19 protein-coding genes are annotated in these 21,964 nt (G+C 67.9%); 14 read left to right on the top strand and 5 right to left on the bottom strand.

Translation table 11 applies throughout. From position 1 onward, the window contains the following. Positions 1-13 precede the first annotated feature (13 nt). Entirely contained in the window at positions 14-1,780 is a 1,767-nt protein-coding gene (locus ACUXVE_RS01410) for a chloride channel protein (RefSeq protein ID WP_261311895.1), read from the top strand. An 84-nt stretch (positions 1,781-1,864) separates the two neighbouring features. Next, positions 1,865-2,581, top strand: coding sequence for an MgtC/SapB family protein (locus tag ACUXVE_RS01415; RefSeq protein ID WP_025878554.1), 717 nt, complete (start codon positions 1,865-1,867; stop codon positions 2,579-2,581). Positions 2,582-2,596: 15 nt separating this feature from the next. On the opposite strand, the gene ACUXVE_RS01420 is transcribed toward ACUXVE_RS01415, so the two are convergent. Further along, on the bottom strand, positions 2,597-3,001 hold the full coding sequence (locus ACUXVE_RS01420; RefSeq protein WP_049469186.1) for a MerR family transcriptional regulator: 405 nt from the start codon (positions 2,999-3,001) through the stop codon (positions 2,597-2,599). 64 nt (positions 3,002-3,065) lie between these two features. Between ACUXVE_RS01420 and ACUXVE_RS01425 the strand changes: the two genes are divergently transcribed. Then, on the top strand, positions 3,066-3,893 hold the full coding sequence (locus ACUXVE_RS01425; protein ID WP_445513667.1) for a class I SAM-dependent methyltransferase: 828 nt from the start codon (positions 3,066-3,068) through the stop codon (positions 3,891-3,893). A gap of 85 nt (positions 3,894-3,978) precedes the next feature. Here the strand turns inward: ACUXVE_RS01425 and ACUXVE_RS01430 are convergent, their stop codons facing one another. From ACUXVE_RS01430 to ACUXVE_RS01445, 4 genes are all read right to left on the bottom strand, one after another. Then, positions 3,979-4,269 (bottom strand): DUF6959 family protein, encoded by a 291-nt coding sequence (locus ACUXVE_RS01430; RefSeq protein ID WP_177177008.1) that lies wholly within the window; start codon positions 4,267-4,269, stop codon positions 3,979-3,981. Positions 4,270-4,390: 121 nt separating this feature from the next. Beyond that, the gene (locus ACUXVE_RS01435; protein WP_025878550.1) at positions 4,391-5,227 is read right to left on the bottom strand and encodes an OmpA family protein; all 837 of its coding nucleotides are present in this window, start codon (positions 5,225-5,227) and stop codon (positions 4,391-4,393) included. 62 nt (positions 5,228-5,289) lie between these two features. Next, positions 5,290-9,861 carry a YadA-like family protein gene (locus tag ACUXVE_RS01440; protein WP_445513668.1) on the bottom strand — a complete coding sequence of 1,524 codons (4,572 nt, stop codon included), beginning with the start codon at positions 9,859-9,861 and terminating at the stop codon, positions 5,290-5,292. 805 nt (positions 9,862-10,666) lie between these two features. Continuing rightward, positions 10,667-11,647, bottom strand: a complete 981-nt coding sequence (locus tag ACUXVE_RS01445; protein ID WP_025878548.1) for an AraC family transcriptional regulator — start codon at positions 11,645-11,647, stop codon at positions 10,667-10,669. Between the two features lie 689 nt (positions 11,648-12,336). On the opposite strand from ACUXVE_RS01445, the gene ACUXVE_RS01450 reads away from it, so the two are divergent. From ACUXVE_RS01450 to ACUXVE_RS01500, 11 genes are all read left to right on the top strand, one after another. Continuing rightward, entirely contained in the window at positions 12,337-12,519 is a 183-nt protein-coding gene (locus ACUXVE_RS01450; RefSeq protein ID WP_025878547.1) for a Flp family type IVb pilin, read from the top strand. A 100-nt stretch (positions 12,520-12,619) separates the two neighbouring features. Next, a complete protein-coding gene (locus ACUXVE_RS01455) occupies positions 12,620-13,165 on the top strand; it encodes an A24 family peptidase (RefSeq protein WP_093818549.1) in 546 nt (181 codons plus the stop codon). After that, positions 13,162-13,641, top strand: a complete 480-nt coding sequence (locus ACUXVE_RS01460) for a TadE/TadG family type IV pilus assembly protein (RefSeq protein ID WP_093818550.1) — start codon at positions 13,162-13,164, stop codon at positions 13,639-13,641. The genes ACUXVE_RS01455 and ACUXVE_RS01460 overlap by 4 nt, the downstream gene beginning before the upstream one ends. 24 nt (positions 13,642-13,665) lie before the next feature. After that, a complete protein-coding gene (gene cpaB / locus ACUXVE_RS01465) occupies positions 13,666-14,715 on the top strand; it encodes a Flp pilus assembly protein CpaB (RefSeq protein ID WP_222389180.1) in 1,050 nt (349 codons plus the stop codon). Between the two features lie 18 nt (positions 14,716-14,733). Beyond that, positions 14,734-16,092 carry a type II and III secretion system protein family protein gene (locus ACUXVE_RS01470; RefSeq protein WP_025878543.1) on the top strand — a complete coding sequence of 453 codons (1,359 nt, stop codon included), beginning with the start codon at positions 14,734-14,736 and terminating at the stop codon, positions 16,090-16,092. A 28-nt stretch (positions 16,093-16,120) separates the two neighbouring features. Further along, positions 16,121-17,377, top strand: coding sequence for an AAA family ATPase (locus tag ACUXVE_RS01475; protein ID WP_093818553.1), 1,257 nt, complete (start codon positions 16,121-16,123; stop codon positions 17,375-17,377). Next, positions 17,362-18,711, top strand: coding sequence for a CpaF family protein (locus tag ACUXVE_RS01480; protein WP_093818554.1), 1,350 nt, complete (start codon positions 17,362-17,364; stop codon positions 18,709-18,711). Before ACUXVE_RS01475 ends, ACUXVE_RS01480 begins: the two co-directional genes overlap by 16 nt. Before the next feature lie 2 nt (positions 18,712-18,713). Continuing rightward, positions 18,714-19,655, top strand: coding sequence for a type II secretion system F family protein (locus tag ACUXVE_RS01485; protein WP_059064414.1), 942 nt, complete (start codon positions 18,714-18,716; stop codon positions 19,653-19,655). A gap of 28 nt (positions 19,656-19,683) precedes the next feature. Further along, entirely contained in the window at positions 19,684-20,613 is a 930-nt protein-coding gene (locus ACUXVE_RS01490) for a type II secretion system F family protein (RefSeq protein WP_445513669.1), read from the top strand. A 5-nt stretch (positions 20,614-20,618) separates the two neighbouring features. Then, on the top strand, positions 20,619-21,503 hold the full coding sequence (locus ACUXVE_RS01495) for a tetratricopeptide repeat protein (protein WP_445513670.1): 885 nt from the start codon (positions 20,619-20,621) through the stop codon (positions 21,501-21,503). Further along, a complete protein-coding gene (locus ACUXVE_RS01500; protein WP_445513671.1) occupies positions 21,500-21,964 on the top strand; it encodes a DUF3613 domain-containing protein in 465 nt (154 codons plus the stop codon). Before ACUXVE_RS01495 ends, ACUXVE_RS01500 begins: the two co-directional genes overlap by 4 nt.

Genomic DNA, 21,964 nt, shown 5'->3' on the forward strand with positions numbered 1-21,964 from the left:
TCATGCCGCCACCATGTCCTCCACCGCTTCGCCATCGCGCCTGCATCTGGCCTTCCAGGGCCTGCGCCTGCGCCTGCGCGGCAGCGACCTGTGGTTCATCGCCCTGGCGCTGGTGGTCGGGCTGATCGCTGGCGGCCTGACCCTGTTGCAGGCTGGGCTGGCACGTACCCTGCAGACGGCGTTGTATGGGCTGGACGAGGGCATGCGCCTGAGCTCGCTGCCCGCTTTGACCTGGACTGCCCTGCTGGTGCTGCCGCTGGGTGGCCTGGTGGTGGGCCTGGTCAGCCTGGCTGCCACGCGCCTGAAACGCCCCTTGCTGGATGCCGTGGAAGCCAATGCACTGCATGGCGGCCGCATGTCGATGCGCGACAACCTGATCGTGTTGACCCAGACCCTGGTCTCCAATGGCTGCGGTGCTTCGGTCGGACTGGAGGCGTCGTATACGCAGATGGGCGCCGGCAGCGGTTCGCAGCTGGGGCGGGTGATGCGCCTGCGCCGCAACGACGTGCGCATCCTGGTCGGTGCTGGTGCCGCCGGTGCGATCGCCGCGGCCTTCGGTGCACCGCTGGCCGGGGCGTTCTACGCCTTCGAGATCGTCATCGGTGCCTATACGCCGGCGGCACTGGCGCCGGTTGCGGTGGCCGCGCTGGCCGGCGCCTTCGTTGCCGACCAGGCCGGCGTGGAGGCCTATCTGTTGCCGGCGGCATCGACCATCGACGTGCGCGCCGCCGACTATGCGATCTACGGCCTGCTCGGCTGCTGCTGTGCGATGGTCGGCATCGTGGTGATGCGCCTGATCGCCTCCATCGAAGGCACGGTCAAGCGCAGCCCGCTGCCGTTGTGGGGGCGCCCGGTGGTGGGCGGCCTGCTGCTGATCCCGCTGGCGCTGGCCAGCCCGCAGGTACTGTCGTCCGGCCACGGAGCGCTGCACCTGGACCTGACCACCCATCTGCCGCTGATCTGGATCGGCGGGCTGCTGACGCTGAAATGCCTGGCCTCGGGCATTTCGCTGGGCTTCGGTTTCCGCGGCGGCCTGTTCTTCGCTTCGCTGTTCATGGGCACCCTGGTCGGCACGCTGTTTGCCGGGCTGCTGGCGATGGCCACCGGCGTCCCGGTGGTCGACGCCACCTCGGCCGCGCTGGCAGGCATGGCTGCACTGGCCGCGGCGGTGGTTGGCGCGCCGATGACCATGGCCATGCTGGTGCTGGAAGGCACCCACGACTTCCTGCTGACCAGCGTGGTGATGAGCGCCGTGCTGGTGTCCAGCACCCTGGTGCGGCAGTGGTTCGGCTATTCCTTCTCGACCTGGCGCATGCACCTGCGCGGGGAAACCATCAAGAGCGCGCGTGACATCGGCTGGGTGCACAACCTCAACGCCGGGCGGATGATGCGCAAGGGTGTGGCCACCGCCCCGGCCGACCTCGATGCCGCCGCCTTCCGCCAGCGCTTCCCGCTGGGCTCGGGCAGCCGGGTGATCCTGATCGACAGTGAAGGCCACTATGCCGGCATCGTGCAGATTCCGCGCCTGTTCGGCGACGGCGTGAAGCCCGAGGACGTCGTGGGTACGTTCGCCGAGAACCGCGACGTGGCCCTTGCCGCCAGCGCCGACGTGGTGAGCGTGATGCAGCGGTTCGACCAGACCCAGGCCGACGAGCTGGCGGTGGTGGCCGACGATGGCCAGGTGCTGGGCGTGGTGTCTGAAGCATTCGTGCGCAAGCGCTATGCGGAGGAGCTGGACAAGCGCCAGCGCGAAATGATGGGCGAGCGCGTCGACGAGTAGATCCACGCCATGCGTGGATGATGCCCCCTGCCCCTCCACGCGTGGCGTGGTTCTACTGTCACCTGCGGGAGGTAGACTGCGGCCATGCGCTTCATTGAAACCTTCCAGCCCGGCCCCTTCGCCGACACCGTGGTCAGCCTGCTGGCGGCGTTCGTGCTCGGCACCCTGATCGGCGCCGAACGCCAGTACCGGCAACGCACCGCTGGCCTGCGCACCAACGTGCTGGTGGCTGTCGGCGCTGCCGCCTTCGTTGACCTGGGCATGCGCATCGCCGGCAGCGCCGAGGCCGTGCGGGTCATCTCCTACGTCGTCTCGGGCGTCGGCTTCCTCGGCGCCGGCGTGATCATGAAGGAAGGCATGAACGTGCGCGGCCTGAACACCGCCGCGACGCTGTGGTGCTCGGCTGCCGTGGGCAGCTGCACCGGCGCGGACATGCTGGCCGAAGGCGTGCTGCTGACCGTACTGATCATCGCCGGCAACACCCTGCTGCGGCCACTGGTGAACGCGATCAACCGCATCCCGATCAACGAAGCCGCCAGCGAAGCGACCTACGAAGTGCGCCTGAGCGTGGATGCCGACGCGGTGCCGCGCGTGCGCGAGCGCCTGGTCGATGCGCTGGAAGCCGCGCAGTACCCCGTTGGCGACGTGCAACTGGTGGAGCACGCCGATGCGCCCACTGATGTGATCGCAGTGCTGGTCAGCACCGCGGTCAGCGCCGACGAACTGGACGTGGTGCTGGCACGGATGGAACAGGTGCCGGGCGTGCTGCATGCCACCTGGGAAGTCAGCACCCGCGATTGAGCGGGTGTCGGCAGTTCATCCGCGCGCTACGCGCTGCTGCGCTCGCAGCAACCTGCGGAACGAGGCGCAGCGCCGAGCATCCTCGGCGTGTGGACAGGCGGCAGCCCGCCGCAGCCGATCCTGCGCCCGCTGCAATCTGCGGATCTGCTGCTGCAGCGCATCGGCCCGGGCCAGCAATGCCGTGCGATCCAGTGCAAGCCCTGCCCCCTGCGGCATCGCTGCGCCGATCTGCTGCAGCGACAGGCCTGCCGATTGCCCCAGGCCGATCAGTGCCAGCCGATCCAGCACCTGCTCGTGGTACTGCCGACGCAGGCCGCGACGCCCCAGCACCTGCAACAGGCCGAGCTGCTCGTAGTAGCGCAGCGTCGAGGCCGGTACGCCACTGCGGCGGACCACCTCACCGATATCCAGTTCCTGCATCGTGCTTGACCTCAAGTGGGCTTCAAGCGCCACCATGGTCGCACTCCCCGCGCAAGGCAAGCCCATGGACGATTCACTCCCGCTCGATCAGAACACGCTCTGGAACGGCGCCGCCGGCGAGAACTGGGTCGCGCAGCAGACCCTGCTGGACGGCCTGTTCCAACCGATGGCCGATGCCCTGCGCGACGAGCTGCCGGTTACCGTCACGGAACTGCTGGACGTGGGCTGCGGCACCGGCGCCAGTACGCTGAGCGCCGCCGCAGCACGCCCTGACGCCCATTGCACGGGCGTGGACATCTCCGCACCGATGCTTGGCCTGGCCCGCCAGCGCGCCGCCGCGATCGGGCGCGGGATCGACTTCATCGTTGCCGATGCCCAGCGCCATCCCTTCGCAACGGCGCACTACGATTGGATCCAGTCGCGCTTCGGGGTGATGTTCTTCGAGGACACGCAGGCCGCCTTCGCCAACCTGCACCGTGCTGCCCGAACGGGCGCGGGCCTGCGCTGCATCGCCTGGCGCAGCGCGCAGGAGAATCCGTTCATGACCACCGCCGAGCGCGCCCTTGCAGACCAGCTGGTGCTGCCGGCGCGGGTACCCGGTGCACCGGGGCAGTTCGCTTTCGCCGATGGCGAACGGGTGCGCCGGCTGCTGCGGCGTGCCGGATGGCAGGACGTGGACATCGCGCCGCTGGACCTGACCTGTTTCCTCAGCCGTGATGCGCTGGCCAGCTACGTCGGCCAGCTCGGACCTGTGGGTCTGGCCCTGCGTGCGTTGCCGGCCGCACGCGCCGAAGCGCTGCTGCAGCAGGCGCTGACCGCGTTCGCACCGTTCATCGAAGGTGACCGTGTGCGGGTGGACACCGCCTGCTGGATGATCCGCGCCCGCGCATAGCAACAGAACAGGGGACGGAGGGGATCAAGTCGTTCATGCCCCGGTTGTGCGGGAAACGACTTGATCCCCGCCGTCCCCTGTTTCTCTACAAGGCCTCGCCGGCATCGGCCAGGCGCGATTCGATCAGCGCGCACCACTGCTCGAGCATGTCGACCAGCATGTCCAGCTCGGCGTCGGCACGCTGCGCGCGGCCGCTGCGCAGGCACGCCTGTGCTTCCTGCAGCTGGGTGAGGAAGCCGGCAACGGTGTCGGCCTGCAGGATGAGGCCCGGCAGCCGGCGCCCGGGAATGCGCACGACCGCATGGTTGCCGAGCTGGCCGTACACGCTGAGAGTGGCTTCCGTCTTCATGGACAAGGGCAGGAATTGGGCATTCATCAGGTGCACCAGGGAAGAAACCTGCCCACCGGCAGGCGTGGAAAACGGGGGAGACGTTTCCACGTCCTGCCGGCGGAACAGGGGGGACTCGGGATGCCGGGGCACGCCCCGGCGCGGGGATTCAGTGCGATCGGGCCACGCCTGCGATCTGCACCCGGCGATTGGGCGCCAGGCAGGCGATCAGCTCGCGCCGGTTGCGCTGGTCGCACTGCACCAGCGGTTCGGCAGCACCCCGTCCTTCAGCGCTGATGCTCGCCGCGGATACGCCGCCCTGTACCAGCGCCATGCGCACCGCCTCGGCACGTCGCTGCGACAGCGTCTGGTTGTAGGCAGCGCTGCCGATGCGGTCGGTGTAGCCGACCACCTGGATCGACTGCACCTGGCTGGCCTCACGCACCTGCGCCAGTACACCCTGCACGGCCTGCTGGCCGCTGGCACTGAGCACGGCACTGTCGAAGCCGAACAGTGCATCGGCGGCCAGCCGCAGCGGCTGCTCCGGCAAGGGCGCCGGCGCCGGCGGTGGCGGCGGACGCGGCGGGTCGAGGACCGCTGCGCACGATTCAGGCTTCCAGTAGCCGCCCTGGGCGATGCCCTTGTTGTCGAAGCGCACCTGGAACTGGCAGGTGAAGTACTCCGCGCCCTGTGCGGTGCGGAAGTTGAACAGGTAGTTCCACTCGCGCACGCCCCACATGCCTTCGTTGAAGTGCGGGGTGCCGAGCAGCGTGTACAGCTGGCGCTTGCTCATGCCCGGTGCGAACCGGCGCAGGTCGGCGATATCCGGATAGATGCCTTCCTTCAGCGATGCCTTGCTGGCCTCCGGGAAGGTGACGGCGGTGCTGTCGGCGGGGCCGTCGGCGGCCGGTGCGTGGCTGCGGCAGGCAACCAGCAGCCCCGCGGCCAGGATCAGGCCCAGCGTGGCGGCGACGCGGCCACTGCGAGCGATGCGATGCGGTTTCATGTCATTCCCCCTGTAGACGTTGCCCGCTGCGCCGGGCCGCGAATGCGACCCGGCGCAGGCGATCACCACTGGATGCCGGCACCGACGGCCACACCGGCCTCGCCGCGGCTGTTGGTGGAACCACTGAACTTGTAGATCCAGCGACCGCCCTCGGAGACACCGGAGATGCCCAGGGCCACGCCGGATTCGCCGTTGTAGCTGCCGGCGGCGATCGAGGCCATGTTGCGGCCGGCTTCGCTGGGCTGCGGCAGCGATGCGGTTGCCATCGCCGAGGCGATACCGGCCGAGGCGCGGTTGTCGGTCTTGCGCAGGTCGCGTTCGAAGCCGCCCATGCGCTCATCGGTGTAGGCCTTGGACCAGTCCAGGGTCTGCGCCATGCCCGACTTCAGCTGGTCGACGTTGACCGCGTCGGTACCGGCGGTGCCGGCAGCGACGTTGCGCACCGTGGTCGGGCCGCTGCTGGTGCTGCCCAGGGTCACGCTGTTGTAGTTGGTGGTGCCGTTGGTGGTGGTGTCATAGCGGATCGTGCCCTGCTGCGAAGCCTGCAGCTGGCGCACGTTGACCGCATCGGTCGCCTGCGAACCATCGGCCACGTTGACCACCTGGCGTTCGGCACCGGCTGCACCCACCGACACCGTATTGGCGCGGTTGGCGACCGAGCCCGCTCCCAGCGCCACCGAGTTGTCTGCCTGCGCCTGCGAGCCGTTGCCCAATGCGGTCGAGTTGGCCCCGGCCGCAGTGGAGCCGGCACCGCCTGCGGCGGAGTTGGCGCCGGTGGCGGCCGGGTCGGCCAGGTTGTTGCTGTTGTTGGCGCGGAAGCTGCCGGCAACGTTGGTGATGTTCTGGATCTTCTGGTCGGTGTAGGCCTTGGACTGGTCGATGGCGTAGTTCACGCCGTTCTTCAGCTGGCCGACGTTGGTCGCATCGTGGTCGTCGGAGCCATCGGCCACGTGGGTGATCTTGCGCTCGCTGCCACTGCTGCCCACCGCCACCTCACCGGACGAGTTGCTGGCGCCGGCCTGGCCATAGGCACCGGTATAGCCGGTCTGCGCACCGACGCTGGCCACCGAACCGGCACCAAGAGCAACACTGTTGCCCGCGCTGGCATTGGCACCGTTGCCGACCGCTACGCTGCCCGCACCGGCTGCGCTGGCCTGCGGGCCGACCGCCAGTGCTTCGGCACCGGTGGCCGTGGCTGCGGCAGCCGTGGAGTTGACCGCCAGGTACGGGCTGCCGCCGCCGCTGCTGATGCGCTGGTTGAGCACCCGCAGCGAACCGTCCACTGCAGAGAACGCAGCGGTGACGTTGCTGTAGTCGTTGCCGGTGATGGTGCCATCGGTGGCGATGGTGGAGATGTTGAAGGTCGGCGCGGTCCACAGCCCGGTGCTGCCGTTGTACACGGTGCTGCCACCGAAGTAGCTGGCCACCGTCTGGTGCGTGCTGAACAACTGGTCGCCGGTGATGGCATCGCTGCTGCCCGCCAGGATGCTGCCGGCGGCCACGTTGGTGACTTTCACCGGAGCACCGCCGGTACCGCTGAGGGTCACGGTATCGACCACGTTGCCACTCCCGTCCACGTCGTACTTCACGGCGCGTGCGTCCAGGTCATCGGTCTGCTCGGCCACGTTGGCCAGCGAATTGCTGACCGCATCGAAGGCCGTGCCGACGTCGTTGTAGCTGCCCTGGCTGACCGTGCCATTGGCGGCGACGTTGTTGAGCGTGTAGGTCGGTGCGGTGACCACGCCATTGGCATCCACTGCAGCGCCGCCGCCGAGGTGGGTGGCCACCGTCTGGTTGGCCGCGAACAACTGCGCACCGTTGATCGCTTCGCTGCTGGCCGCGCTGATCTGGCCCGGGCCGAGGTTGCGCAGCGTGGTGGCGGTGCCGGCCTGGCCGAGCGTCGCACTTGCGTAGTTGACGCTGCCGTCGCCGTTGAGGTCGTAGCGCAGCGCGCCCTCTTCGGAAGCCTGCAGCTGACCCAGGTTGACCGCATCGGTGCTGGCGGTGCCGGCGGCGACGTTGGTGACCTGGCGTTCGGCGCCCGCGGCACCGATCGACACGCTGTTGGCCCGGTCGGCCAGGCTGCCGGCACCGACCGCGATGCTGTTGGCGGCGGTTGCGCTGGCACCGGCACCGACGGCGATCGCTTCGGCGCCGCTGGCCACGGCGTCGGCACCGGTCGAATTCACCCGCAGGTACCGGGTGCCGGTGTTGCGGATGTCGTTGATCTGGGTGTTGAGGTTGACCAGCGAACCATCCACCGCATCGAAGGCGTCGGTGACGTTGTCATACAGCCCCGGGGCCACGGCGCCACCGGTGGAGATGGTGCTGATCTCAAACAGCGGTGCAGTGAAAGTGCTGGTGAGCGGATCGAACGCTGCGCGTCCGCCGAAGAACTTTGCCATCGTGTCGTTGCTGGCGAACAGCTGCGCACCATTGACCGCCTCGCTGCTGGTGGCGTTGACCGCGCCGGCGGCCAGGTTGCCGATGGTGGTGGTGCCGGTGCCATTGCCGAGGGTGACACGGCGGTAGTCGGGGTCGCCTGCACCATCCAGGTCATAGGTGACCGCCGCCGCGCCGACCGCATCGATCTGGCTGATCGCGCCCTTCAGCTGGGCCACGTTGACGGCATCGGTGTTGGCGCTGCCGGCCGCCAGGTTGGTGATCTGCCGCTCGCCACCGCCTGCGGTGCCCACCGACACTTCGCCCGCCGACACCTGTGCCGTGGTCAGGCCATAGGCGCTGTAGCTGGCCTGCGCGCCGCGCAGTGCGGCCGAGCGGTAGCCCAGCGCCACCGAGTTGGCCTGGTTGGAGGTACTCTCTGCGCCGAGCAGGGTCTGCCCGTTGGCAGTGCCGCTGGCACTGTCGCCGACCACAACCGAGTGCCCCATGCGTGCTGCATAGTCGGCGGTGGGAACACCGGTCGGATCGCTCGGATCATTCGCACCCGCGCCGGGGAAGGCGACGTTGGCATCGACCTTCGGCAGCTCATGGCGGGCGTTGGCACCGATCACCACTTCCTTGGAGCCGTTGGCATAGGCGCCATCGCCCATCAGCACCTGGTAGTCCTGAGCTGCGTTGACCGCCCAGCAGGAGATGTCCGCCAGCGCGATGTCCAGGCACTTGGCCGCCCAGGCCGGCGAGTCCGTCGGCAGCAGCAGGCCGAGCAGGCCACCGGGATTGCCGTTGTTGATGTTGTAGATGTAGCTGTCGGAGGTGACGCCACCGATCAGGGTCAGGTGCGAGCTGCCACCGGTGACCGCGCCGCCCAGTCCGTTGAGCGTGGTGCCAACCGGCGTTGCATTGACCACCGGCAGGCCGAGCACGTTGACCGTGGAATAGGTCTGCATGACGTTGGCGGTGCTGAGCTTCAGGTTGCCGTTGGACAGGTATCCGGTGCCGCCGAACAGGCTGGCGGTGGTCGGTCCGACCAGTTCGGTGACACCGCCCACCAGGCCACCGGTACCGATCACCAGGCCCGCGTTCGGGTCGGCAGCGGCGGGCGCCTTCGGGCTGGTCGGCGGAATGGCCGACGGCGAGGTCAGGCCGAGGCTGCCCAGGGTATTGCCGACCAGGCCACCGACGGCGCCGGTCAGGTTGCCGACGGTGCCATTGAGGTCACCATTGAGCAGGCTGCCGACCGCGCTGCCAACGCCGTTGAGCGCAGTGCCGACGCCGTTGAGCAGGCCGCCCAGGCCAAGCGCGCTGTTCTGCGCGGCGACGGTTGCGGTGCCGGCCAGCTTGAGATTGCGATCGGCGACGATTTCCTCGCCGTCCTTGCCCTGCACCCGCACCTTGCCTGCCACGCCGGTATCGAACGCTGCGGTGATCGCGCGGTCATCGGTGTCACCCGGCAGCTCTTCCTTGGCCGGCAATGTGACCGCTGCGGTGGCCCCGGCCTGGCCTTGGCCTTCGATGTGATTGCCGGCCACGACCAGCTGCGCATCGACCTTGCCATCAACGGCCGCCTTCAAGCCGGACGGCGTTGCACCCGCTGCGGCGGCAACCTGGGTGCCGGCGTGAACACTGGCAACCGGCTTGCCGGCGACACCGACATCGGCCTTTGCTGCCGCGTTGGCAGCCAGATCCAACGGCGCCTGTGCAGCCGGTGCGACGTTCGCGGCAAGCGCGGCATCAACACGGGTAGCGGCTGCAGTGGCAACGCCGATGTTGGCGCGAATTTCTGCGCCCAGCGCCGGTGCAGGCACCTGGCGCGGCGCGGCGCCGGCCGCCAGCTTGACCTGCACGGTGGCCGGCAGCACGTCGCGCACGACCGGCAATGACGATGTGCTCAGCTGCAGGCCGACGCGTGCGTTGGCACTGATCGCCGGGTTCGCCTGGGCCTGTCGTGCAGCCGCGGCCAGCGCCACTTCGGCATCCACCTTCACCGGCATCGGCTGGGTGTACTTGGCCGCCAGCGCCTGCAGGTCGCGCAGCGATTGATTGGCCTCTGTCGCCGCCGCAGGTCCGCTGGCCAGCACGCACAGCAGTGCCATGGCCAGGGTGCTGGGCACCAGAAGGCTGGCACGACGGTCGCGCGGTGCGGTACCACCGCTATCGCCGGTGGCCAGTTCCGAGGCCACAACCAGAGCATTGAGCTGGCGGTTCCATACACGCCGGTAGATGCGGTTCATGAGCATTTCCCCCGTAGGCGGACAACTTGAATGTCAGTGGACTTGCCGTTAGGCAGGTGACTGACATTTCGCGCCTTTCAGCGAGGGCTGCGCACTTCATTCCGGCAGGGCAATTGCGCATTCCGGCAAATCCACGGCCGGATTCGGCAGCCACATATGCAAATCCGGCAGGGAGGGCTGGCCGGGCTGCCGCCCGGCACCCGCAGAGGCGAAAACCAAAGCCAAAGCCAAAGCCAAAGCAACAGCCGGCTCTGGGTTTTCTGCGGGTTGGCGGGGCGGTGTGGGCTTGCAGGACACGCCGTAAACCCGTCCATGGGGGCTCGATGGCGCCATCCATGGCGCCAACGGTCCTGCAAGCCCACACCGCCCCACCTGTGACAGTTTCCCCACGACGGTTGGATCTGCCGTCGTGCATTCACTGTCGACATGATCGATCTTTGATTTTCAGTGATTATTTCGATCTAAATCGAAATTGATGATCCGACTTTCCCTCGGCCGGGCATGGCCCGGCGCTACATCCAAAGCGCGCGGGAAACTGTCGAAGGCGGGGTGGGTCCGGTTGCGGGGGTGTCCGCGGCATGGATGCCGCGGCCAAGCCCCCAAGGGTGAGGGCGCTTTGCTTGCGAAGCACTGCTTCGCAAGCGCCCGAACGCACAGCCGCCAGCGGCTGGGCCGGTATGGGGGTTTACGGCGCCCCCCGCAACCGGACCCACCCCGCCATTCCACAGGAAACCTGCTTTTGCTTTCGGCAGTTGCCGTTGCCCTTGCCTCTGCGGGTGCCGGGCGGCAGCCCGGCCGATACCCCTCAGGCTGGCTGGCCGAGCTGTGCCGGCGCGCGCATCAACGTGTCACGTGGCAGTTCGCCGAACACTTTCCGGTAGTTGTCGGCAAAGCGGGAAAGATCCCACAGCCCGCAACTGAGGGCGATGGCCTTGACCGAGCGCCGGTTGGAATCGGCCATCGACAGGCTGCGGCAGGCCGCGCACAGCCGCAGCATCGACAGGTAGCGATTGGGCGAGGTGCCGAACAGATCCTCGAACGCATAGCGCAGGCCACGCTCGCTGACGCCGGCGGCATCGCAGATTTCATTCATGTAGATATTGCGGCGAAGATTGAGGCGCATGAAATTCTCCGCCCGCTGCGCGATCAGGTAATGCGTGCGGCGGGCGCGGCTGCAACTGGGCCGATCGGCTGGGCCGGCACCGAGCAGCGCCTGGACATGCTCGTGCAGCAGGCGCTCGGTTTCTTCCGGCTGCAGCCCACCGCCCTGCCCCAGCTGCGCGTGCAGTTGCTGGTAATGGCGTACCAACGGCATCGCATCATCGCCAAGGTTGAACAATGAAAGCGCCTGCCCCGCCGGTGGCGTGCTGCGCAGGCTCAGCTCGGTCAACTTGCGCTGCACGCGCGCGACCGGCACCAGCATCAGCGTCATCTGGGTACCAGGGCTGAGAGTGAATTCACTGATGCCTTCAGGCATCACGGTCAAGGCCATGCCCGGCGTCAGCGGCACGCCATGGCACCAGCTCAATGCATCATCGGTGGTGTGCAGGTAGCCGAGCATTGCCCAGTCCGGCGGCAGCATGAAGCGGCCGCGGCAGTGGAAGCCACAGGTAATGCTGCAGAACAGGGCTTCCTCGTGTACGCGCGAAGCGAATGCCGCGCGCGGACCATTGCCATCCAGCAGCAACAGTTCCACATCGCACACGCGGAGCACGCCGCTCAGCGTGGCCAGGTCGATCGACCTGAGATCGCCGTCGTCGTTGTCTTCCACCCCACCATCGACCATGACAGTGTCGTCCCCCGTTTGGCCTGCCGCACGACCCCGCCCCCACTGCCTGACAGGGCGCACGCCGTTTCCAAGAGCATCGTCCGTTGCCGAGATGGACGCTGCGATGCGCGCGCGTCCCTCCCTGAAAATGCAAAACCTTGAATGCGAGTATGCCCGATAATCGACAGCCGTAAACAGGATGTTTCGACGCTGCGGAATTATCGATTGCGTGAAGAAAATGTGCGCGTCGATGGCATGGTTTTCGCATGCGCGGGCGGGCATCACATTATCTGCACGACCATGAATGGTTTTGCGCAGGAACGGATTTACGTCACAGATCCGCGCCGGAATATTCAGGCATCCAGCGAATCTGCCGAATTTGCATATAGGTTCCGGTTGCAGGGAACCGCCATTCAGGCAAAGTCGAATACACGGTGATCGGGCACGCGGACAGCGGCCACACCCAGGGGGACAGCATGACCATGCACGTACGAGATACCGTCTCGACCACCGGCCTGGAGCTGGGTGGTCGTGGTTGCGCGGCCGCTGCCCTGCCCGGGAATGATCACCCTGCTTGAGCACAGCGGGATTGCCCGCCGTGCCTCCTCCGCCAGGATGGCGGGGGCCTACGGACGGTCCCGGCGGAGCCGGGCCACCGCCCATGCAGGTGTCCTGCAGCAACTGACAGGTAGAGGGAGACAACCGTCATGAACGCATCGATCCGCAAGTTCCTGAAAGAAGAAGATGGCGTGACCGCGCTCGAATACGGGCTGCTGGCCGCCGTGATCGCCGGCATCCTGATCGTGGTGGGCAGAACCCAGATCACCGCGTTCTTCACCACGTTGTTCACCCGCCTGCAGGCCATTGCCACCGACGCCACCACCACCTAGCCAGCGCGCAGGGTGCAGCACCTGCGGTCGCTTCGATGGCGGCCGCGGTGGCCTATGAGGGGTTCTGCAACTGTCCAGCGACGGACAACGAGGGTGTGCGATGACACTGCTGGGATTGCTGGCCATGGGAGTGTGCCTGCGGATCGCGATCAGCGATCTGTACGCCCGCCGCGTGCCCAACACCTGGCTGCTGGCCGCGTGCGCGATCGCCGTGCCCCTGATCATCGCCGGCCAGTTCAATGCCACGCCCACGGCCTGGGCGCCACACCTGCTGGGCGCCGTCGTTGGCCTGCTGGCATTGCTGCCGTTCTATGCGGTGCGCTGGATGGGCGCCGGCGACGTGAAGTTCTTCGCCGTGCTCGGCCTGCTGCTGGGCTGGAAGGCATTGCTGCCGGTGTGGGTGCTGGCCAGCCTGGCCGCAGGCGCCCACGCCGTGCTGGTGCTGGCCGGCCGGCAGTTGGCCGGTCACCTGCCGCTGCGCCTGCAGATGCAGGTAAACCGCGCCAGCACGCACTTGACTGGCCACCCTGCCCTGCGCGAACTGCATGCCGCGCGCGAGGGGCGACAGGGCATTCCCTACGCAGCCTACCTGGCCTTCGCGGCGATTGGCTGGGTGTTGGCAACCACCTATGGAGGCGTCGCATGAAAGCGTTCGCACGCCAACGCCAACGCCAACGCGGCGTGGCCAGCATCGAATTCGCGTTGATGCTGCTGCTCGGCCTGGTGCCGCTGCTGCTGCTCACCTTTTCCGGCGTGCTGATCATGGCCGCGCAGCAGACGCTGGCGACAGCCTCGGCCGAGGGCGCGCGTGCTTCGCTGCGCTTTGGCAACGCCGGCGAGCGGCGCACCGCCGCCTGCCTGGCGGCCCGCCGCTCCATGCAATGGCTGTTGCAGTTTTCCGGGCAGAACCCGGACTGCAGCGGCGGCGGCACCGGCGCCATCGTGGTCTCGCCGCAGGCGCCCTGCGCCGGCTTGGCGACGGTGCAATGCATGACCGTGACGGTGAGCTACGACTATGCATCCCATCCCTTCCTGCCCGGCACCGCCACGCTCTATGGCTGGGTGATGCAGGCCCCCATCCGCAGCGTCGCGGTCGCCCAGCTGGACCTTGGCAGCAACTGACGATCGGTACAGGAGACGTTCTTCATGCTCAAGTTGACCCGCATCGCCGCCATCGCACTGATCGCGCTCGCCGTGCTGCTGGCCGTGGTGGCCTTCGTGATCGGGCGCAAGCCTGCGGCCTCGGCGGACAACCCGAGCACGATCGTGAAGGCCGATGCGCAGACCTTCAGTGTCGTTGAAGCCACCGCGCGGCTACCCGCCGGCGAGCCGATCAGCGCCAATGGCGTGCGGCTGACCCAACGCACCGCGGAAGTGCCGGGAGCGGTGAACGACCTGGCGGCGGTGGTTGGCAAGGTGCCGGTGCAGGACATCAGCGAAGGCAGCGCGATTGCTGCCAGCCTGCTCGCACAGGGATTCTCGCTGCAGCTGCGGCCGGGTGAACGGGCATTGGCGGTGCCGGTCGATGAGCTGGTCGCGGCCGGCAACCGCATCCTGCCCGGTGATTTCGTCGACGTCTTCCTCAACCTGCGCAGCGCCGCTACCAGCTACAACGGCCAGCAGGACATCGCACAGACGCGGTTGCTGCTGTCACGCCTGCGCGTGCTCAGCTACGGACAGCAGGATATCGCGGCAGCCCCGACGGGCAGCCAGGGCGAGGCCCCGGCCACGGCAGGCAACGACTCACGTGCAGCCGATATCACCAGCGGTTCCAGCAGCGCCCACAGCAACGGAAACGGCAGCGACGCCACGCAGCCCGCACGCACCGCGGTGCTGGCGGTGCCGGTGGCCGACGCCAACCGCCTGCTGCTCGGCGCACAGCAGGGCAAGCTGTTCCTCGCCCTGCGCAATCCCGCCGATACCGGCCTGCCGGATGTGGCGCTGTTCCCACAGGCGCGCGGCGTGCTGGACCCGGTGCGCGGCCTGGACAACGAGCAACAGCAGGCCCTGCAGCGACCGGAGAACAACGCCTACGCCGGCCTGGATGGCGATGCGCTGGCTGGCCGCGGCAGCAGCGTGCAGCGCAGCGTCCACGAAACGCCGGCGCGTGCACCGGTGCAGCGTCGCTCGACGCCGCGACCGGCGGGCATCGAAATCATCCGCGGTGACACTGCTGCCCCCCGTGGCTCCCTTTGACCCTTGCCGAGAGCGCACATGACTGAACGTCGCCACCGCCTACGCCCCACTGTCCGCCAGCGCTGGCTGGCCCTGCTGCTGGTGCTGCTGGCACCGGGTGCGAGCGTGGCTGCCGACGATCTGCTGCTGCAGACCCGCGAACAGCGGCCATGGACGCTGCCGGCCGATCTGGAACGGGTTGCCATCGCCGACCCCGGCGTGGCTGACATCGTGATGCTGCGCGGCGCACGCCAGGCGCTGCTGGTAGGCAAGGCACCGGGCACCACCACCCTGCTGCTGTGGCACCGCAAGCAAAGCGAACCGCAGCGCGTGCAGGTGCGGGTGCAGAGTGCCGTGCAGGGCGCCGCCGATGCCGGCTCCAGCGGGCTGGTGTTCACCCAGCAGGACCAGCAGGGGCTGCTGCAGGGAAGCAGCGACAGCGTGCTGGCGCACATGCAGGAGCAGAAGACCGCGGTGATGGCGCTCGGCAAGGACGGCAGCCTGGCCGATGCCTCCACCATCAGCAGCGGCGGCGTAGTGCAGGTCGAGGTGAAGGTGGTCGAGTTCAACAAGACCGCGCTGAAGCAGATCGGCATCAACTTCCAGAACCGCAACGGTGGTTTCGCCTATGGATTCGCCCGACCGGGCGGGCAGCTGCCAGGCAACACCGGCATCCTGCCTGGCATGAAGGAAGGTGAGTCCAGCAACGAAAGCGAGTCCCCGATCTCCTCGGCGTTCAGGCTGGTGTTCGGTTCGACCAAGGGTTTGTGGAACGCCGATGTCGACCTGCTGCAGGCCAACGGCATGGCGCGCGTGCTGGCCGAGCCCACCCTCGTCGCGCTGTCCGGGCAGAGCGCCAGCTTCCTGGCCGGTGGCGAACTGCCAATCCTGGAGCCACAGGGGCTCGGCACGACCACGGTCACCTACAAGCCCTTCGGCATCGGCCTCACCGTTACTCCCACGGTGCTCTCACCGAACCGCATTGCGTTGAAGGTTGCCCCGGAAGCCAGCGACCTGGACTACACCAATGCGATCGCGCTCAACGGCGTGCAGATCCCTTCGATCACCACCCGCCGCGCCGACACCACCGTCGAGCTTGGCGATGGTGAGAGTTTCGTCATCGGCGGCCTGGTCAGCTCCACCGTGGCCTCGACGGTCAACAAGATTCCGCTGCTCGGCGACCTGCCGATCATCGGTACGTTCTTCCGCAACTTCGACTACAAGCGCCAGGACAAGGAACTGGTGATCATCGTCACCCCGCGGTTGGTACAGCCGATTGCCCGCAATACCGAACTGCCGCTGCCCGGCGATCGCGAAGCCAAGCCGAACATGCCCGAATGGGGCGCGTGGCTGCTTGGCCCGATCAGCCGCGATCCGGTTCCCGGTTTCTCGCGCTGACCTGCATGACGTCTCCGGTACTACGCCCATGCCCTACGCCACTGCCCTGCCGCTGCACCCGCAAGGACCACCGATGAACCTGGTCCTGTACGGGATCGACCGTGAACTGCTTCCGCGCCTGGCTGCCAAGCTGCCGCCGGCCACGGCACTGCACTGGCAGGACAGCAGCGAGCCGACCTCGGCCCAGGACCTGCAGCGTGGCCCGCAGAACCTGGTGCTGCTGGACTTCCGCCCGGAGCATGCCTCGGCATCGACGGTACTGGCGCAGCAACTGCAGCAGACCCAACCCGAATTGACTCTGGTGGCCGTGGGCGCCACCAGCGCCGGCCAGGTGGAAGGCGTGGTGATGGCGCTGCGCGCCGGCCTGCGCGATGTACTGGACCTGGACAGTGACAACACCGGCATCGAAGCCGCCCTGCGTCGCGCTTTGTCACCGCGCCCCGCCGCAAGCGCACAGCAGGCGCACAAGGCGCGCCTGATCGTGCTGCTGGGCGTGCGCGCCGGCGTCGGCACCAGCACGTTGGCCGCACACCTGTCGGTGCTCGCACAGCAGACCCGCACCCTGGCCCAGGGCGATGCCGCCGTGCAGGACGGGCTGCTGATGGAGCTGGCGCAGCCGGCCGGCGACCTCGCCCTGTACCTCAACCTGGACAGCCGCTTCCACTACGAAGACGCGCTGCGCAATGCCAGCCGCATCGATGCCACCCTGGCCCGCACGGCGATGGCCCGGCACACCAGCGGGCTGGTCCTGCTCGACCGTGCCAGCGGCAGCGACGCACTGCCGCCCTCCGATCCTGGTGCGCTGCTGCAACGACTGCGCGGCGTGTTTTCCAGCGTACTGTGCGATGCCGGTGGCTGCCCGCTGCGGCAGCTGCCACCGCTGCTGCTGGACCAGGCCGATGAAATCTGGCTGGTGGCCGACGCATCGATCGCCACCCTGGTGTCGCTGGACCACGCCCTGAAGCACCTTTCCGGCCAGCGCGACCGCGAGAAGCGACTGCAGCTGGTGATCAACCGCCACGACGACAACAGTGGCATGAGCCCCGAACAGATCGCGCGCCGCTTCGAGCTGCCGCTGCTGGCCACCCTGCCCGAGCGGTCGCGGGTACGCGCCTCCGCCAGCCATGGCCATCTGCTGCTGCAGGATGCGCCGCGCGACCCGTACCTGCGTGCCCTCGCCCCGCTGGTGCAACACCTGGATCCGGCTGCCTGCCCGGTCCAGGCGCACGGCCTGCGGGAAAGACTTGCCCTTGCCCTGGGTGGATCGCAATGGAAGACAAAGTGACCCCGTTCCCGCACGTTGTCGCCCGCAGCACGGTGCCGGAGCATGCACCGGGCAGCCTGCCGTTCGCACAGACCGAGCAGTACCAGAAGGTGCTGTCGGCCGCGCACGAGCATCTGCTCAACAGCATCGAAGACGAGCGCATCGACATCGATTCCTGGGCCCCCGACACCATCGCCCGCTGGGTGGAAGTGCAGACGGTCAGTTTCATCCAGGAATGGCGCATCCCCATCAACGAAGAAGAAATGCAGGTGGTGGCCGAAGGCCTGGTCAAGGAGCTGACCGGGTTCGGCCCGCTCGATGACCTGCTGCATGACCCCACCATCGAAGACATCCTGATCAATGGCTTCAAGGATGTGCATGTCTCCCAGGGCGGGCAGCTCAAACGCGCGCCACAGCGCTTCACCGATGACACCCACCTGCTGCGCATCCTGCGCCGCATCATCGCCCCGCTCGGCCGCCGCCTGGATGATTCCAATCCGATGGTCGATGCACGCCTGCCCAATGGTGGCCGCCTCAACGCGATCATCTCGCCACTGGCGGTGGACGGGCCGATGGTGTCCATCCGCAAGTTCCGCAAGGATCCGTTCACCCCCGACGAACTGCTGGCCAAGGGCACCTTCGATGCGCCGATGCAGGCGCTGCTGAAGGCGATGGTGCTGGGCCGCTGCAACATCCTGGTGTCAGGTGGCACCAGCTCGGGCAAGACCTCGCTGCTCAATGCGCTGGCCAGCTATGTGCCGGCCAACGAACGCGTCATCACCGTGGAAGACACCGCCGAGCTCTCGCTCAACCACCCGCATGTGGTGCGCCTGGAGAGCCGCATCGGTGGCGCCGAAGGCCAGGGCGCGGTCAGCATCCGCGACCTGGTGCGCAACAGCCTGCGCATGCGCCCGGACCGCATCGTGGTCGGCGAAGTGCGTGGCGCCGAGGTGCTGGAGATGCTGCAGGCGATGAACACCGGCCATGACGGATCGATGGCCACCATCCACGCAAATTCACCGCGCGACTGCCTGTACCGCATCGAGATGCTGGCCGGCTTCGCCGGCTTCCAGGGCAGCGAAGACAGCCTGCGCCGGCAGATCGCCAGTGCCATCGACTTCATCGTGCAGATCTCGCGCCTGGGCAGCGGCCGCCGGGTGCTGGTATCCATCACTGAAATCACCGGCGTCAGCGACAACCTGATCACCACCCAGGAGATGTTCCGCCACGAAGTGCAGATCGACGGCAGCGGCAAGGAGATCGACCGTTGGATCGGCCTCGGCTTCCAGCCACATTCGTACAAGCTGGAGCCGTTCCGGCAGTTGCTGCGCGAATCCCTGTACGGAGACTTCTGAGCATGGGTACCGGCCTGCTGCTGGGTGTGCTGAGCATCGTGTCGGTGCTGCTGGCGCTGGCGGTGTGGCTGTGGGGGACGGCCAGCAGCCGCGAACAGCGCCAGGCCTCGCTGCAGCATGCCGAGCAGCAGCTGGCGCGCGGCACCGGCGCTGCCGCCGCGCCGGCCGATGCAGCACGGCAGGCGCCGCTGCCAGCGCCGGGTCGCCGCGCCCTGCCCTGGAACGGGCTGCTGCAGCGTGCCGGCCTGGCACCGGGCTGGAAGCTGCCGCTGCTGATGCTGCTGCCGGGCATCGCCCTGTCCGCGTTCGCAGTGTTGCGCCTGGGCACCTTCTGGATGTTCCCGCTGACCCTGCTGCTGTACCTGCTGGGCTGCTGGCTGTGGCTGATGCGCCGTATCGGCAAGCTGCAGGCGCAGCTGCTGCACCAGCTGCCGGACTTCCTCGACAACCTGGTGCGCCTTACCGCGCTCGGCAACAGCCTGCAGGCTGCCTTCCAGGTCGCGTCGATGCAGACCAACGCGCCGCTGCGCGGCCTGCTCGACACCACGGTGCGCTATGCACGTGGCGGCATGGACCTTGACCGTGCGCTCAACCTGGCCGCACAGCCCTACCGCATGGACGTGCTGAAGGTGCTGGCGGTGGTGATGGGCGTCAGCGTGCGCATCGGTGGCCGTGCCGACCAGATCCTGCAGCGCATGGGCGACTTCATGCGTGACCTGGAACAGGCGCAGCAGGAACTGGCCGCAACCACTTCTGAAACCCGCATGTCGGCGTGGGTACTGGGCCTCCTGCCACCGGCCAGCGCGGTGCTGATGGCGATCTCCAGCCCCGAATTTTTCCAGCCGGTGCTGCATGACCCACTGGGCCACAAGATCCTGCTGATCGCGCTGGCGCTGGAGTTGACCGGCGCCTTCCTGCTGTACCGCCTGGCCAAATCGCTATGAACATCCCCGACCACGCAGGAGGCATCCAATGAGCGCCAGCATCTGGTTCGTGGCTGCCCTGCTGGTGTTGGCCGCCGGCGTGGCCCTGCTGGGGCTTGGCAGCTGGGTGCGCAGCCATCGCGAGGATCGCAGCGAGGCCACGTTGAAAACAGCGCTGCGTCCGCGCGAAAGCGAAGACACAGCGGCCGACGCACGCAAGGACTCACTCGGCTGGCTGGAGCAGTTCGGCCGCGGACTGAGCGGCGGACGCCTGGAAGCGGCGCTGCTGGCCGGTGAGGATCGCCTGCTGCTGGACCTGGCCGGCTGGAACACCCGCCGCGGCACCGCCATCTACCTCGGCCTGCGGCTGCTGCTGGCGGTGCTGGTACTGGGTATTGCGCTGACGCTGAGTGACGCAACGGGGTTGTCGAGGATCATGGTGGTGATCGGCGCGCTGGCTGCCGGCCTGCTGCTGCCGAAGTTCGCGCTCAGTACGTGGGTCAAGCGGCGGCGACGCGCGGTGAACAATGAGCTGCCGCTGTTGATCGACCTGCTGCGCCTGCTGCAGGGCGTGGGCTACAGCATGGATCAGAGCCTGCAGACACTGGGCGACAAGCTGCGCGACGCACTGCCGGTGCTGGGTGGGGAAATCCAGGAAGCGAATGTGTCCTACACCCATGGGCGCACGCGCGCGCAGTCGCTGCGCCGGCTGAGCGATGTGTACGGCGATGACGATCTGTCCAGCCTTGTGCAGTTGATCCTGCAGGTGCACGCCCACGGCGGTGCCGTGCAGGAACCGCTGCGCCAGTTCAGCGTCCGCCTGCGCGAGCAGCGCCGCAACGCGCTGAAGGAAAAGGTCGGCAAGCTCTCGGTGAAGATGACCGTGGTGATGATGCTGACCCTGCTGCCGGCACTGATGCTGGTGCTGGCCGGACCGGCGCTGGTCGCGCTGGCCACTACCTTGTCGAAAATGGGATGACCTTCATGCCTGTCCTGCGCCCCGCCTGCCTGTTGCTTGCCCTGGTTGCCGCCGCTACCGGCTGCAGCTCCACCACGCCGAAGTATCTGCGTGCGCCGAGCCTGGCCGAGCCGACGCCGGCCCCGCAGGACAGCCGCAACGCCTATCTGGAACTGATCCAGCGGATGCAGCAGCAGGGCGCGTGGTATGCGTCGCTGGCGCACGTGGATGCGTTCCGCCAGCGCTACGGCGATACCCCTGCACTGCGACTGCTGCAGGCCGACGCACTGCGCCAGACCGGCCAGATCGATGCGGCGCTGGCGCTGTACCGCGAACTCGGCAATGGCCCGCAGGCCGCCGCCGCTGCACACGGCATGGGCCTGATCGCTGCCCTCCGCGACGACGACCAGGGTGGCGAACAGGCGCTGGCACGTGCCACCCAGCTGAGCCCGCTGAACACCGATTACCTCGGCGACCTGGGCTATGCACGGCTTCGTGCCGGCCGCTTCGAACAGGCACGCGAGCCACTGGCCAAGGCGCTGGAACTGTCGCCAGGCAATGCCAAGGCCACCGCCAATCTTGCCCTGTGGGCGCTACTGCGTGGCGACACGGCCACCGTCGAACGGCTGGCCCAACAGGCCAGCTTCAGCGAGGAGACCCGCCGCAGCGTGGAACAGCAGGCGCAGCAGATCCGCGCGCGGCTGCAGCAACGCCAGGCCGCTGCCACTGCTGCAGCGGCGGCAGCGGCACGGCCAGTTGCTTCGGTAGCTGCCACCCCCGCCAACGCAGGCCCACGCCTGGCCGCCGAACCGCGCCGCGATGGCCGCGACCAACGCGACCCGCCACGACTGCCGCCCTCGATGCTGGAACGCTTCGGCTCCACCGACCATCCCACCGGGAACACGCCATGACCTCGACGCCGCTGATCCGCTGCCTGCTGCCGGTGCTTGCCGGCTTGTCTTTCGCTGCGGTTGTGCAGGCGCAGACGCCGCAGCAACCGTTGACCGGGCAGATGCTGGGTGGTGCCGCGCCCGCGCCGGCAGCCGCTCCCCTGCACAGCGGGCCGCTGGCTACCGTGGACGTATCGCCGCCACCAGCCGCAGCGCCCATCGCAGCCCCCGCAGCCCCTGAAACCAAGCCTGATTTCGGCGGCACGCAGTTGCAGCCCAACACCTCGCAGATCGGTGACACCACCCGCAGCCTGTTCCGCCTGCAAGCGTCCGGCGAGGTGGCCGGTGCCCGCCTGCCGATCCTCGGCGACCAGGCCACATCCAGCTACGCGCGTTACCTGAAGAGCTTCCAGTACGACATTCCGCAATTCTTCGAAACCGACGTCGCCAAGTCCGCAGGATCCTCCCGATCCGGACGCTGA

It is taken from the genome of Stenotrophomonas sp. 3(2025) (assembly GCF_052665395.1).

Excerpts from the sequence above, each read along its gene's own strand:
- ACUXVE_RS01410 (WP_261311895.1), top strand. The coding sequence starts at position 14 with ATGTCCTCCACCGCTTCGCCATCGCGCCTGCATCTGGCCTTCCAGGGC.
- ACUXVE_RS01415 (WP_025878554.1), top strand. The coding sequence starts at position 1,865 with ATGCGCTTCATTGAAACCTTCCAGCCCGGCCCCTTCGCCGACACCGTG.
- ACUXVE_RS01440 (WP_445513668.1), bottom strand. The coding sequence starts at position 9,861 with ATGAACCGCATCTACCGGCGTGTATGGAACCGCCAGCTCAATGCTCTG.
- ACUXVE_RS01460 (WP_093818550.1), top strand. The coding sequence starts at position 13,162 with ATGAAAGCGTTCGCACGCCAACGCCAACGCCAACGCGGCGTGGCCAGC.
- ACUXVE_RS01480 (WP_093818554.1), top strand. The coding sequence starts at position 17,362 with ATGGAAGACAAAGTGACCCCGTTCCCGCACGTTGTCGCCCGCAGCACG.
- ACUXVE_RS01490 (WP_445513669.1), top strand. The coding sequence starts at position 19,684 with ATGAGCGCCAGCATCTGGTTCGTGGCTGCCCTGCTGGTGTTGGCCGCC.
- ACUXVE_RS01475 (WP_093818553.1), top strand. The coding sequence starts at position 16,121 with ATGCCCTACGCCACTGCCCTGCCGCTGCACCCGCAAGGACCACCGATG.
- ACUXVE_RS01485 (WP_059064414.1), top strand. The coding sequence starts at position 18,714 with ATGGGTACCGGCCTGCTGCTGGGTGTGCTGAGCATCGTGTCGGTGCTG.
- ACUXVE_RS01500 (WP_445513671.1), top strand. The coding sequence starts at position 21,500 with ATGACCTCGACGCCGCTGATCCGCTGCCTGCTGCCGGTGCTTGCCGGC.
- ACUXVE_RS01470 (WP_025878543.1), top strand. The coding sequence starts at position 14,734 with ATGACTGAACGTCGCCACCGCCTACGCCCCACTGTCCGCCAGCGCTGG.
- cpaB (WP_222389180.1), top strand. The coding sequence starts at position 13,666 with ATGCTCAAGTTGACCCGCATCGCCGCCATCGCACTGATCGCGCTCGCC.
- ACUXVE_RS01450 (WP_025878547.1), top strand. The coding sequence starts at position 12,337 with ATGAACGCATCGATCCGCAAGTTCCTGAAAGAAGAAGATGGCGTGACC.
- ACUXVE_RS01430 (WP_177177008.1), bottom strand. The coding sequence starts at position 4,269 with ATGAATGCCCAATTCCTGCCCTTGTCCATGAAGACGGAAGCCACTCTC.
- ACUXVE_RS01435 (WP_025878550.1), bottom strand. The coding sequence starts at position 5,227 with ATGAAACCGCATCGCATCGCTCGCAGTGGCCGCGTCGCCGCCACGCTG.
- ACUXVE_RS01425 (WP_445513667.1), top strand. The coding sequence starts at position 3,066 with ATGGACGATTCACTCCCGCTCGATCAGAACACGCTCTGGAACGGCGCC.
- ACUXVE_RS01495 (WP_445513670.1), top strand. The coding sequence starts at position 20,619 with ATGCCTGTCCTGCGCCCCGCCTGCCTGTTGCTTGCCCTGGTTGCCGCC.
- ACUXVE_RS01445 (WP_025878548.1), bottom strand. The coding sequence starts at position 11,647 with ATGGTCGATGGTGGGGTGGAAGACAACGACGACGGCGATCTCAGGTCG.
- ACUXVE_RS01420 (WP_049469186.1), bottom strand. The coding sequence starts at position 3,001 with ATGCAGGAACTGGATATCGGTGAGGTGGTCCGCCGCAGTGGCGTACCG.
- ACUXVE_RS01455 (WP_093818549.1), top strand. The coding sequence starts at position 12,620 with ATGACACTGCTGGGATTGCTGGCCATGGGAGTGTGCCTGCGGATCGCG.